Genomic DNA, 12792 nt, shown 5'->3' on the forward strand with positions numbered 1-12792 from the left:
GTGTGCGAAAGTCAGGCGCGGCGGAAGGGGCGCAGGACGCGGGTGGCTTCGGCTTGCGTGTCGGCCATCGCCTGCTGCGCCGACTTCCCGCCGGACAGCATGGCCTGCAGGTTGTCGTTCAGCGCCTTGTAGATGCGCTGGTTCTCGAAGGTGGAAAGCTCGCCGGTCGCGACCGGGATCTGGTCCTTGGCCACCAAGGCTGCCGGGAATTCCTGCGTGTAGCGGCGCAGGCTCTCGGTCTCCCAGGCCTCCGGGCGGGTCGCCAGGTAGCCGGTCTTCATGCACCAGTCGGCCGCGACCTCCGGCTGCGCCACGTAGCGCGCGAAGCGCAGCGCGGCGGCGCGTTCGGCGGGCGAGGCGTTCTTGAAGATATAGAGGTTGCCGCCGCCCACCACCGTATGCGGGCTTTCCTTACCCGGAAGGCCGGCCACGCCGAAGTTGAAGCGGGCGTTGGTGCGCATATTGGTCAGGTTGCCGGTGGTGGACCAGATCATCGCGGCCGTCTGGTTCAGGAAGTCCGGCGCCAGCACGCCCCAATCGGTCACGCCCTGCGGCGTGATGCGGCTGTCGAAGGCCAGGCCCCGCCAGAAATTCGCGGCCTCCACCGCGCGCGGATCGGTGAAGTAGGTCTCGGTGCCTGCGTCGTTCATCAGCTTGTGGCCGGCCTGGTTGGCCATGGCGCCAAAGGTCCACTGCCCGTTGCCGGAGCTGTTGGACATCTTCACGCCCCACTTGCCGTCAGCCGTCAGCTTGCGGCCGGCCTCGATCAGCTGCGCCCAGGTCCTCGGCGGCGCCTCCGGGTCCAGGCCGGCGGCGCGGAACAGGTCCTTGTTGTAGTAGTAGACGGCGGTGGAGCGCTGGAAGGGCACGGACCAGGTCTTACCCTCGGCCTTGCTGTTCGCCATGAAGGCGGGGAAGAAGCCGCTGGCCCAGGCATTCAGATCTCCGGCGCCCTCGATCTCCTCGAAGGGCGCCAGGATGTCCATGTCGCGCAGGCTGTGCAGCTCGGCTGCCAGCAGGCAGGAGAAGTGCGGCCCGGCGCCGCCGCGGATGGCGGTCACGGCCTTGGTCAGCGTCTCGCCATAGGCGCCGGCATAGACCGGGTTCACCTTGATGCCGGTCTCGCGTTGGAAGGCCTCGCAATAGCCGTCGATGATACGCGGGATCGGGCCGCCGACGGCGATCGGGTAGTAGAAGGTCAGCTCCCGCACCGTCTGCGCCCGCACCAGGGCCGGCGTGGCGAGCAGGCTGGCGCCGGCGATCAGCGCGGCGCGTCGTGTGATCTGGGTCATGGAAGACATCCTTCTCTCAGCGGTAGCTGCGCAGAATGCGTTCGGCTTCCGCCTGGGCATCGGCCATGGCGGGGGCGGCCTGCTTGCGGCTGGTGAGTGCGGCCTGGAGGTTGTCGTTCAGCGCCTTGGTGACGCGCTGATTCTCCTGCGTCGAAAGCTCGGCCACGGCGAATTCGAGCTGGTCCCGCGCCACGGCGGCGGCGGGGAAGCCGGCGACATGGGCGCGCATCGCCGGCGTCTCGAAGGCCGCGGGCGTCACGGCGACATAGCCGGTATCGATGCCCCATTGCGCCGCGCGTTCCGGCGTCGTCAGGAACTTCGCGAAGCGCACCGCGCCCTCCCGCTGCGCCGCATTGGCGGATTTGAACAGGTACAGGTTGCCACCACCGGTCGGGCTGCCGCGGCGGCGGCCGGCGGGCAGCATGCCGACGCCGAAGGGGAAGGGGGCGTTGTTGCGGACATTTGTCAGGTTGCCCGTGGTGGTCCACATCATCGCCACCTTGCGCTCGAAGAAGTCGCGCGGCGTGGTGCCCCATTCGACGATTCCCGTGGGATGCACCCGGTGCTTCATCGACAGGTCCATCCAGTATTGCAGCGCCTCCGCCACCTTCGGGTCATTGAAGAAGGTGCGGTTGCCCTCGGCATTCATCAGCCGCGCGTCGTTCTGCGTCGTCAGCCCCTGGAACAGCCAATAGGGGAAGCCGGAGGAGGGGATCTGCATGCCCCATTGGCCGGTCGCATCCCCCTGGCGCTTGGTCAGCTTGCTGGCGAACTCGACCTGCTGCGCCCAGTCGGCGGGCGGCGTCTCGGGGTTCAGCCCGGCCTCGCGGAAGGCCTCCTTGTTCCAGTACATGACGACGGTGGAACGCTGGAAGGGAATGCCCCAGGTCTTGCCGCCGGTGCGGCTGTTCTCGAGAAAGCTCGGGTAGAAGCTGTCGAGCCAGGCGCGCTCGGCACCCGGCAGCCCATCCCAGGCCACCACCGCGTCCTCGCCGATCAGGGTGAAGATATCGACAGCCAGCAGGCAGGCCAGGTGCGGCGCATCGCCGCCGCGCATCGCCGTCAGCGTCTTTGTCAGCGTGTCCTGGTAGCTGCCGGCATAGATCGGCCGCACGCGGAAGCCCGGATTGGCGCGCGCGAAATCCTCGCAATAGCCGTCGATGATGCGGGTGATCGGACCGCCGACGGCGATCGGATAGTTGAAGACGATCTCGACCGGCGCCTGGGCGCGAAGCGCGGGGGCGGCGAGCAGCGGGGCGGCGGCCAGGCCACCCAGGGCCAGGCGGCGGGTGAGGATCATGCGGAAGTCTCCTGTGGTCAGGCGAAGGCGGTTTCGCGCACCGGCTCCGGCAGGCGCCGGCCGGATTGCGCGTCGAACAGATGCAGCGCCGGCGGCAGGCGCAGGCGCAGATGCGTGCCGGCGGGCAAGGCGTGATGGCCAGGGATGCGCGCCTGCATCACCTCCTCGCCCTTGCCGACCGCGCAGGCCAGCACCGTCTCCGCACCCAGAAATTCGGCGGCCAGCACGCGCACCGGCAGGCCGGCGCCATCGGTCGGCGCCACCTCCTCCGGCCGCAGCCCCAGCGTGGCGCCCGCGGCGCTGGCGGGCGCCACGGCGAAGCCCGGCGCGCCCGCCACCTCCGCGCCCTGCGCACCAGGCACAAGGCGCAGCAGGGACATGGGCGGCGTGCCGATGAAGCTGGCGGCGAAGGTGGTGGCCGGGCGGGCGTAGAGCTCGGCGGGCGTCGCATCCTGCTCCACCTGGCCGTCGCGCATCAGCACCACCTGGTCGGCCATGCTCATCGCCTCGGCCTGGTCGTGGGTGACATAGACCATGGTGATGCCGAGGCGCTGCTGCAGCGCGCGGATCTCGCGCCGCATCTCCGCGCGCAGCTTGGCGTCCAGGTTGGAAAGCGGTTCGTCCATCAGGCAGATCGGCGCTTCCGCCACCACGGCGCGGGCCAGCGCCACGCGCTGCTGCTGCCCGCCCGAGAGCTGCGCGGGTCGTCGGTCCAGCAGTTGCGACAGGCCCATCATCTGCGCGGTGCGCTTCAGCCGCGCCTCACGCTCGCCCCGCGCCACGCCGCGCGCGCGCAGGCCGAAGACGATGTTCTCCGCCACCGAAAGATGGGGGAACAGCGCATAGGATTGGAAGACCATGGCGATGCCGCGCGCGGCTGGCGCCAGCCCCGTCGCATCCCGCCCATTGATGAAAACCTGGCCCGCCGTCGGCGCCTCCAGCCCCGCCAGCACGCGCAGCAGCGTGGACTTGCCGCAGCCGGAGGGGCCGAGCAGCACCAGGAAGGTGCCGGGCGCGGCGGACAGCGTCACGTCGCGCAGCGCCTGGGCGGCCCCGAAGGATTTGGCCACGCCATGGAGACGGAGCTGGCCTTGGGTGGGGTCTGGCATGCCGGGCGTTTAGCCTCTTGTTATGACAGTGCGATGACAGGTCGAGGTTAGCGCCATGACAGCGCCGAAGGCGATCCCCTATCGCATCTCGCGGCGCGGGATGGCCGCGACTTCATCCAGCAGCCAGTCGCGCAGCGCCTCTCCGCCACCGCGGGGCGCGCCGGGGGGCAGCAGCAGCCAGTAGTGGTCGCCGGTGGCGGCGGAGGTCGGCGAAAGCCGCCGCAGCCGTCGCCGCCGCACCTCCTCCTCCACGAAATCGGGGGTGCAGATCACCGCGCCCAGCCCCTCCAGCGCCGCCTGGATGGCGAGCGAGGTGCTCTCGAACAGCAAGGGTGGCGCGGCAGGCGGCGCCATGCCGGCGGCGGCGCACCAGGCGGCCCAGTCGCGCGGCCGCACGCGGCTGCCGAGCCAGGTCAGCCGGTCCAGCCCCTGCCGTGCCGCGGCCGGCGCGGCAAAGGGCGCCACATGCACCGCCTGCAGCCGCACCGCGCCGCGCATCGGCGGCGTGCCGGCGGGCGCGGTGCGGATCGCGGCATCCAGCCCCTCCCGCGCGAAATCCACGGCGGGGCTGGTGGAGGTCACCACCTCCACCTCCAGCCCCGGATGCCGGGCGCGGAAGCGGGGCAGGCGGGGGATCAGCCAGCGCATGGCCCAGGTGGTATAGGCGCGGATGCGCAGCGGCGCCGCGGCCGCGCCGCGCAGTTCCAGCGTCGCCGCGGCGATGCCGGCAAAAGCCTGCTGCAGGGCGGCGGCATAGCGCAGCCCCTCCTCCGTCAGCCGCAGTGCATTGGCGCCGCGATGCACCAGCGTGACGCCGAGCGCCGCCTCCAGCTCCCGGATCCGGCGGCTGATGGCGGGCTGGGTGAGGTTCAGCCGGGCGCCGGCGGCGGTCAGGCTGCCGGTCTCCGCCACCAGGGCGAAGGTGCGCAGCGCGGGAAGGGGCGGCAGGCTGTCCATGCCCTAGCATAACCCAGGCTTGGGGTAGGGCAAGAAATCCAGGCTGGCATCCGGCTGCGCATCGCGCGAGACAGGGCGATGCGCCGGCCCATCCGAAGGCCTGCCAGCAAAGGAGGACACCCCATGATCACCCGGCGACACGCCCTGATGGGCCTGGCGACCCTGGCCGCCCCCGCGATCCTGAACCGCGGCGCTGCGGCCCAGAGCTTCCCGAACCGCCCGATCCGCATGGTCATCCCCTTCACCGCCGGCGGCAGCAACGACGTGGTGGGGCGGATGATCGGCGACGCCATGGCGCAGCGTCTCGGCCAGCCCGTGGTGGTGGAGAATCGCGGCGGCGCCGGCGGCGTGATCGGCAATGATGCTGTGGCGAAGGCGGAGCCGGATGGCCACACCATCCTGCTCGCCGGATCCGGCAGCTTCGTGATCTCCTCGCTGGTGCAGACGCGCCTGCCCTATGACCCGGTGCGGGATTTCGCCGCGATCTGCTGGTTGGGCGCCTCGCCCAATGTCATCACCATCCATCCCAGCCTGCGCGCCACGAACCTGCGCGAGTTGCAGACGCTGGCGAAGGCGCGGCGGGAGCCGCTGCGCTACGGCACGCCGGGCGTCGGCACCAATGGCCATGCGCTGGGCGCGATGATCGGCGTGGTGCTGGGGATCGAGATGGAGCCGATCCACTATCGTGGCACCGGCCCCGCGCTGAACGACCTGCTCGCCGGCCGCGTCGACCTGCTCACCAATGCCTCCGCGCCGCTGCAGCCGCATATCGAGGCGGAGAAGATCCGCGCCATCGCCATTGCCGGCCAGTCGCGCAGCGTGGCGCTGCCCAACCTCTCCACCAGCGTGGAGCAGGGCTTCCCGGAGCTCCACAGCTCCACCTGGTACGGCTTCCTGGCGCCGGCCGGCACGCCGGCGGACCGCATTGCGGTGCTGCACGCCGCCTCCGTCGCCGCCATCAACCAGCCCGATGTCAAGCAGCGCCTGATCGCCGCCGGCGTCGATGAGATCGCGCCGAGCCCTGAGCCCGCGCATTTCACCCGCCTTCTCGCCTCGGACCGTGAGCGCTGGTCGCGCGTGGTCGAGCGCGCGAACCTCCGCGTCCAGTAAAGGCTTTTGCGACATGCCCGACGCCATGCTGCTGACCACCGAGGCCGGCATCGCCACGCTGACGCTGAACCGGCCGAAGGTGCGCAATGCCATCGACGATGCCATGCGCGGCGAGATGATCGCGGCGCTGGAGGCGGTGGCGGCGGACCCCGCGATCAAGGCGCTGGTGGTCACCGGCGCCGGCAGCGCCTTCTGCGCCGGCGGCGATGTGCGCGGCATGAAAAACCGGCTGGAGGCGCCGCCCGAGGAGGTCGCCATCAATGGCTGGCGGCGCCAGGCGCGCACCCATCGCGCGGTGACGCTGCTGCACCACATGCCGAAGCCGGTGATCGCCGCGGTGAACGGCCCGGCCGCGGGCCTCGGCGCCGATGTGGCGCTGGCCTGCGACTTTCTGCTGTGCGGTGAATCCGCCAGCTTCACCATGAGCTTCCTCGCCCGCGGGCTGATCCCGGATGGCGGCGGCATGTACTTTCTGCCGCGGCGCGTGGGCTTGGCCCGGGCGAAGGAGCTTGTCTTCACCGCGCGACGCGTCGATGCGGCGGAGGCGCTGAGCATCGGCCTGGCCGATCGCGTGGTGCCGGATGCGGATCTCGCCACGGCGGCCCAGGACTGGGCGGCGGAGATGGGCACGCATTCCATCGCGGCGCTGGCACTCGCCAAGGCGACGCTCGACCGCAGCCTGGAAAGCACCTTCGAGAACGTGCTGGCCATCGGCAGCCAGAGCCAGGCGATCTGCTACACCACCGCCGAGCACCGCGCCTCCGTCGCCGCCTTCCTCGAGAAGTCGAAGAAGTGAGCGCGCTGCACGCCCTGCTGCGGCCGCGCAGCGTCGCCGTCGTCGGCGCCTCCGCGGATGCCACCAAGACCGGCGGCCGCCCCGTGGGCTACCTGCTGCGGCATGGGTTTTCGGGCGATGTCTGGCCGGTGAATCCGCGCGCGACCGAGATCGCCGGCCTGCCCTGCTACAAGGATGTGGCGAGCCTGCCCGGTGCGCCGGATGTGGGCATCGTGCTGGTGGGGCCCGAACGCGCGGAACAGGCGGTGCGGGACCTGGCGGCCAAGGGCTGCCAGGCCGCCATCGTGCTGGCCGGCGGCTATGGCGAGACGGGCGAGGAGGGTGCGGAAAAGCAATCCGCCCTGAAGCGCGCCGCCGGGTCCATGCGCCTGCTCGGGCCGAACACCATCGGCGTGGTGAACCTCACTGACCACATCGTGCTCAGCGCCTCCGGCGCCCTGGAATTCGAGAACCTGCCGCCGGGTGGTCTTTCCGTCGTCTCGCAATCTGGCGGCATCCTCGGCGCGCTGCTGTCGCGCGGCGCGGCGGCGGGAATCGGCTTCGCCAAGCTGGTCGCCACCGGGAATGAGGGCGATATCGAGGTGGCCGAGGTGCTGGACGCGTTGGTGGACGACCCGGACACCACGGCCATCGCCCTGTATCTGGAAGGCCTGCGCAACCCCGCGCGCTTCCGCGCCGCCGCGCTGCGGGCCGCCGCGGCCGGCAAGCCGGTCGTCGCCTTCAAGGTCGGCCGCTCCGAGGCCGGGGCGCTCGCCGCCATCTCCCATACCGGCGCCATGGCCGGGGCGGACCGGATCTACGACGCCTTTTTTGCGGGTCTCGGCGTGATCCGGGCGGAGCGGTTTTCCGATTTGCTGGAAGTCCCGGCCGCGCTGGCCCAGGGCCGCCGCGCCGCCGGGTTCCGGGTCGCGGTGCTGACCTCGACCGGCGGGGCCGGCGCGCTGGTCGCGGATGCCGTGGGTCTCGCCGGTGGCAGCCTGCCGGCGCCGGATGCCAATGTGCGCGAAAAACTCGCCGCGCTGCTCGGCGAGGCGCCGGTCGGCAATCCGGTCGATGTCACCCTGGCCGGCGTGCGCCCCGACCTGTTCCGCGGCGCCATCCGCACACTGCTGGATAGCGACGGATACGATTCCCTGGTCGTCGTCGTCGGCAGCTCCGCACTCGCGCAGCCGGAGCTGGTGGCGGATGCGATGCTGGAAGCGCGCGGTGATTCGAAAAAGCCGGTCATCGCCTATGTCAGCCCGCATGCGCCCGCCATCGCCGCCGGGCTGAATGCGCGCGGCGTGCCCGCGAGCACCACGCCGGAGGGCATCGCCGCCATCCTCGCCGGCCTTTCGCGCCCGGCCTTCCACCCCGCCGAATCCCGCCCCGAGCCGGCACCGATGGGCCTGCGCCACGGCAAGCTGAACGAGGCCGAAAGCAAGGCGCTATTCGCCCATTACGGCATCGCCGGCACCCGCGAGGTCAGCGCCGCCACCCCCGGCGCCGCGCAGCAGGCGGCGGAACACCTAGGCCCGCGCCTGGTGGTGAAGCTGCTGGCACGCGACCTGGCCCACAAATCCGACATCGGCGGCGTGGTGCTGAACGTCGCGCCCGACCGCGTGGCGGAGGTCGGCACCGCCCTGCTGGCCAAACTGCCCGACGCCGAGGGGCTGCTGGTGCAGGAACAGATCTCGGGCGGCATCGAGATGATTTTGGGCATCGTCCGCGACCCGCATCTGGGCAGCGCCGTGCTGCTGGGCGCCGGCGGCACCGCGGCGGAGGTCTTTGGCGACACTCAGCTGCGCATGCTGCCGCTGTCCCGCGGCGATGCGGAGGACATGGTCCGCGGGTTGAAGATCGCCCGCGTCCTGGCCGGCTTTCGGGGCGCGCCGCCGGCCGATGTGCCGGCGCTGGTCGAGGCCGTGCTGGCCTTCTCCCGCATGGGCGAATCCCTGGGTGAGCGGCTGCTGGAGGCCGAGATCAACCCGCTGTTTGTCCTGCCGGAAGGGCAGGGGGTGCGGGCGGCGGATGGGCTGGCGGTGCTGGGGTAGGGGCGGCCTTCTGCTATGAAGGCGCATGGCCACCCGCCCGATTCGCATCCTCGGCCTCGATCCGGGCCTCCAGCACACCGGCTGGGGGCTGGTGGAGCATGACGGCTTTCGCCTGCGCTTCTGCGCGGAGGGCGTGGTCTCCACCCAGGCCGGGGACGACCTGCACCACCGGCTGCTGACGCTGCACAACGGCCTGGCCGCGGTGATTGCCGCGCAATCGCCGGACGAGGCGGCGGTCGAGCACACCTATGTCGCCCGCAACCCTGAATCCGCGCTGAAGCTCGGCCAGGCGCGCGGCGTGGTGCTGCTGGCCCCGGCGCTCGCCGGGCTGGTGGTGCGGGAGTATGGCGCCATGGAGGTGAAGCGCGCCGTGGTCGGCAATGGCCATGCGGCGAAGGAACAGGTCCAGGCCATGGTCCGCCACCTGCTGCCGGGGGTCACCTTCAAGCGGGCGGATGCGGCGGATGCGCTGGCCATCGCGATCTGCCATGCGCATCACCGCAGCACCCGGAATGCGTTCTCGGCGGCGGTGGCGAGGGCGGCGTCGTGAGGGCGACATTCTGCCCGGGCTATGCCACGTCCGCGCAACCGCCCCGCCAGGGGAATTCCCACCCATGATCGGCTCCCTCCGCGGCACGGTCGATTCCATCCAGGACGGCGCCTGCGTCCTCGACGTCAACGGCGTCGGCTACCTGGTGCACTGCTCCCGCAAGACCCTCGACCGCCTCACGGCCCGCGAAGGCGTCCAGAATCTCCTGGTCGAAACCCGCGTCAGCCAGGACGCCATCACCCTCTTCGGCTTCGTCGACGCCACCGAGCGCGACGCCTTTCTCGCCTTGATCGAGGTGAAGACGGTGGGCCCCCAGAAGGCGCTGCTGGTCCTCTCCGGCCTCACCCCCGGCGACCTGGCCCGCGCCATCGCGGCCAAGGAACGCAAGCGCCTGGCCGATGTGAAGGGCCTCGGCGCGGCGACGGCCACCCGCATCGTGGATGAGCCCGCCATGCAGAAATGGGCCGTCGGCCGTGCCATGCCGGAGGCCGATGGCATCGGCGCCGGCGGCGCTATCCCCGCCCCCGAACCCGCCGGCCCGCAGGCCGATGCGGTCTCGGCCCTGGTCAATCTCGGCTGGAAGCGCCCGGAGGCTGCCGCCGCCGTCGCCCGCGTCGCCCGTCGCCTGGGCGATGAGGCGCCGCTGGCCGCGTTGATCACCGAGGCGCTGAAGGACATGGCCCCCCGATGAGCGAGACGGATCGCCTGACGGCCGGTGCGCGGCAGGAGGAGGATGGCGCGGAGGGCAGCCTGCGCCCCCAGACCCTGTCGGACTTCATCGGCCAGAAGCCGCTGCGCGAGAATTTGCAGGTCTTCATCGGCGCCGCCCGCCAGCGTGCCGAGGCGATGGACCATGTGCTGCTCTTCGGCCCCCCGGGCCTGGGCAAGACCACGCTGGCGCAAATCGTCTCCCGCGAGCTCGGCGTCGGCTTCCGGGCCACCTCCGGCCCCATTCTGCAAAGGGCGGGGGACCTGGCGGCGATCCTGACCAACCTGCAGCCGCGCGACGTGCTCTTCGTCGACGAGATCCACCGCCTGCAGCCGGCCATCGAGGAAACGCTTTATCCGGCGATGGAGGATTTCTGCCTCGACCTCATCATCGGGGAGGGGCCGGCCGCACGCACCGTGCGGATCGACCTGCCGCCCTTCACCCTGGTCGGCGCCACCACCCGCGCCGGCCTGCTGACCCAGCCCCTGCGCGACCGCTTCGGCATCCCGCTCCGCCTGCAATTCTACGAGGTGGAGGAGCTGCTGCTGATCGTCCGCCGCGGCGCGGAAAAGCTCGGCTTCGCCCTGACCGAGGATGGCGCGCTGGAAATCGCCAAACGCTCCCGCGGCACCCCGCGCGTCGCCGGCCGCCTGCTGCGGCGGATCCGGGACTTCGCCCTGGTCTCCGGCCGCGCCGCGGATCGCGCCATGGTGGACGGCGCCCTGCTGCGGCTGGAGGTGGATGCGCTGGGCCTCGATGCGCAGGACCGCCGTTACCTCCGCCGCATCGCCGAACACCACAATGGCGGCCCGGTGGGGGTGGAGACGCTGGCCGCGGCGCTCGCCGAAAGCCGGGACACGCTGGAGGAGGTGGTGGAGCCCTTCCTGATCCAGGAAGGCCTGGTGCTGCGCACCCCCCGCGGCCGCATGCTGGGGGAGCCGGGCTGGCGCCATCTGGGCCTGATGCCGCCGCGCGCGATCGCGGCGCAACTCGACCTGCTGGCCAACGCTCCCCCCTTCGAGGAATAGGGCAGCGGCCGCCGGATGAACCAAATTGTGTCAGGGCATCGCCATGCGATGCGCGTCTATTTCGAGGATACGGATGCGGGCGGCGTCGCCTACCATGCCAACTACCTGAGATGGGCCGAAAGGGCCCGGACCGAATCCTTGCGGTCCATGGACTTGCCGCACTCGCTTATGATGGCGCGTTACAATGCAATGCTCGTGGTGCGTCGCATCGAAGTGGAGTATGTGGCGCCCGCCCGACTCGATGATGAGGTGCAGGTGGCGACTCGCGTGAAGGCGGTGGGCGCCGCCCGCCTCGACCTGGAACAGACCGTCCTGCGGGCTGGGGACGGGGGCGGAGAGGTGGTGCTGGCGCGGTTGCAGGTCGGCCTGGTCTGCGTCAGCGCCGATGGATTGCGGCCGACCCGGCTGCCCGCGCCCTGGCGCGCGGCGCTGGCGGGGCTGGTCTGAGGGTTTGGGTCGCCCCGGCTCGGGGTGGCGTCTTGTGACCCGCCGCTGAGGCGGCTGGATGAGGAGATTGCGCTTTGGGCAATGTGACCGCGCAGGCCCTGGCACCGATGGCGCACGACATGTCGCTGTGGTCGCTGTTCCTGCAGGCGGATTGGGTGGTGAAGGCCGTCATGGTCTCCCTCCTGCTCGCCTCCGTCTGGGTCTGGGCGATCGTCTTCGAGAAGATGACCGCGCTGCGCCGGGTGAACCGCGCGGCGGACGGCTTCGAGGACCGCTTCTGGTCCGGCGGCAGCCTGGAGGAGCTGTTCACCAAGGAAGGCGAGCAGCCCACCAACCCCATCGCCGCCGTCTTCGGCGCCGCCATGCGCGAATGGCGCCGCTCCTCCAGCCGCGCCATGACCAGCGACCTGGCGGTGACCGGGCTGAAGGAACGTGTCGAGCGTGCCATGTCGGTGGCCATCACGCGGGAGATGGACCGGCTGGAGCGCTGGATGGTCTTCCTGGCCACCGTCGCCTCCGCCGCCCCCTTTATCGGGCTGTTCGGCACCGTCTGGGGCATCATGAACAGCTTCTCGGCCATCGCGGGCATGCAGAGCACCAACCTGGCCGTGGTGGCGCCCGGCATCGCGGAGGCGCTGTTCGCCACCGCCATCGGCCTGGTCGCCGCCATCCCGGCCACAATTGCCTACAACAAGCTGGCCTCCGACCTCGCCCGCTTCGCCGGGCGGCTGGATGCCTTCGCCGCCGAATTCGGCGCCATCCTGTCCCGCCAGTCCGAGGCCGCGGCCGCCGAGCCGGCGCGCCCCGCACCCGCCCGCCAGCCGGCGGAGGGCTGAGCCATGGCCGGCGGCAGTTTTGGCGGCAGGAAGATGGGCCGCGGCGGCCGCGCCAGCTTCCGGCCGGTCAGCGAGATCAATGTCACGCCGCTGGTCGACGTCATGCTGGTGCTGCTGATCATCTTCATGGTGGCGGCGCCGCTGATGACGGTGGGCGTGCCGGTGGACCTGCCGCGCACCCAGGCCTCCAACCTGAACCAGGAACAGGACCCCATCACCATCTCCGTCACCGCGGAAGGCGCGATCTTCCTGCAGGAGACGGAGGTGCCGCTGGACGGGCTGGTCGCCCAGCTGCGCGCCATCATGGCCAGCAACCAGCAGCAGCAGCAGCCGGGCCAGCCGGAACGCCGCATCTTCGTGCGCGGCGACCGTTCCATCAATTACGGCCGGGTGATCGAGGTGATGGGCACGGTCAGCGCCGCCGGTTTCTCCCGCGTTGCGCTGCTGGCCGAGAGCCCGCAAGGGGCGCCGGGGGCGCGGCCCGCGGCGCCCGCCGCCCGCCCGGCGGGGCGCTGAGCCAAGACCTTGTCGGGCCTTCTCCTCCATCCCGCGGAAGACGACCGGGCGCTGCGGCGCTGGGTCGGCGTCTCGCTCGGGCTGCATGTGCTGCTGGGGGTGGCGGGCC

Annotated in this window: 13 protein-coding genes; 9 read left to right on the forward strand and 4 right to left on the reverse strand. The window is 71.2% G+C overall.

Annotated elements, in window-relative coordinates; genetic code table 11:
* Nucleotides 1-11 precede the first annotated feature (11 nt).
* From J3S20_RS19290 to J3S20_RS19305, 4 genes are all read right to left on the reverse strand, one after another.
* Entirely contained in the window at nucleotides 12-1292 is a 1281-nt protein-coding gene (locus tag J3S20_RS19290; RefSeq protein ID WP_216838127.1) for an ABC transporter substrate-binding protein, read from the reverse strand.
* A 16-nt stretch (nucleotides 1293-1308) separates the two neighbouring features.
* Entirely contained in the window at nucleotides 1309-2592 is a 1284-nt protein-coding gene (locus J3S20_RS19295; protein WP_216838128.1) for an ABC transporter substrate-binding protein, read from the reverse strand.
* A 17-nt stretch (nucleotides 2593-2609) separates the two neighbouring features.
* Entirely contained in the window at nucleotides 2610-3662 is a 1053-nt protein-coding gene (locus J3S20_RS19300) for an ABC transporter ATP-binding protein (protein ID WP_343215251.1), read from the reverse strand.
* Nucleotides 3663-3779: 117 nt separating this feature from the next.
* Entirely contained in the window at nucleotides 3780-4658 is an 879-nt protein-coding gene (locus J3S20_RS19305) for a LysR family transcriptional regulator (protein WP_216838130.1), read from the reverse strand.
* Nucleotides 4659-4781: 123 nt separating this feature from the next.
* On the opposite strand from J3S20_RS19305, the gene J3S20_RS19310 reads away from it, so the two are divergent.
* From J3S20_RS19310 to tolR, 9 genes are all read left to right on the forward strand, one after another.
* A complete protein-coding gene (locus tag J3S20_RS19310; protein WP_216838131.1) occupies nucleotides 4782-5768 on the forward strand; it encodes a Bug family tripartite tricarboxylate transporter substrate binding protein in 987 nt (328 codons plus the stop codon).
* A gap of 13 nt (nucleotides 5769-5781) precedes the next feature.
* Nucleotides 5782-6564 carry an enoyl-CoA hydratase/isomerase family protein gene (locus J3S20_RS19315; RefSeq protein WP_216838132.1) on the forward strand — a complete coding sequence of 261 codons (783 nt, stop codon included), beginning with the start codon at nucleotides 5782-5784 and terminating at the stop codon, nucleotides 6562-6564.
* Complete coding sequence (locus J3S20_RS19320; protein WP_216838133.1) at nucleotides 6561-8597, forward strand: acetate--CoA ligase family protein; 2037 nt, start codon at nucleotides 6561-6563, stop codon at nucleotides 8595-8597. The genes J3S20_RS19315 and J3S20_RS19320 overlap by 4 nt, the downstream gene beginning before the upstream one ends.
* 25 nt (nucleotides 8598-8622) lie before the next feature.
* Nucleotides 8623-9147: a crossover junction endodeoxyribonuclease RuvC gene (ruvC, locus tag J3S20_RS19325; RefSeq protein ID WP_216838134.1), complete on the forward strand. Its 525-nt coding sequence runs from the start codon at nucleotides 8623-8625 to the stop codon at nucleotides 9145-9147.
* Nucleotides 9148-9211: 64 nt separating this feature from the next.
* Nucleotides 9212-9838 carry a Holliday junction branch migration protein RuvA gene (gene ruvA, locus J3S20_RS19330; protein WP_216838135.1) on the forward strand — a complete coding sequence of 209 codons (627 nt, stop codon included), beginning with the start codon at nucleotides 9212-9214 and terminating at the stop codon, nucleotides 9836-9838.
* On the forward strand, nucleotides 9835-10884 hold the full coding sequence (gene ruvB, locus J3S20_RS19335; RefSeq protein ID WP_216838136.1) for a Holliday junction branch migration DNA helicase RuvB: 1050 nt from the start codon (nucleotides 9835-9837) through the stop codon (nucleotides 10882-10884). The genes ruvA and ruvB overlap by 4 nt, the downstream gene beginning before the upstream one ends.
* Before the next feature lie 48 nt (nucleotides 10885-10932).
* A complete protein-coding gene (locus tag J3S20_RS19340) occupies nucleotides 10933-11331 on the forward strand; it encodes a YbgC/FadM family acyl-CoA thioesterase (protein WP_216838137.1) in 399 nt (132 codons plus the stop codon).
* A 107-nt stretch (nucleotides 11332-11438) separates the two neighbouring features.
* Nucleotides 11439-12167, forward strand: coding sequence for a protein TolQ (gene tolQ / locus J3S20_RS19345; RefSeq protein WP_216838168.1), 729 nt, complete (start codon nucleotides 11439-11441; stop codon nucleotides 12165-12167).
* Between the two features lie 3 nt (nucleotides 12168-12170).
* Nucleotides 12171-12683, forward strand: a complete 513-nt coding sequence (tolR, locus tag J3S20_RS19350; protein WP_216838138.1) for a protein TolR — start codon at nucleotides 12171-12173, stop codon at nucleotides 12681-12683.
* Nucleotides 12684-12792 lie beyond the last annotated feature (109 nt).

The sequence above is a fragment of the Falsiroseomonas tokyonensis genome (genome assembly GCF_019024325.1).
Classification (GTDB): Bacteria; Pseudomonadota; Alphaproteobacteria; order Acetobacterales; family Acetobacteraceae; genus Falsiroseomonas; species Falsiroseomonas tokyonensis.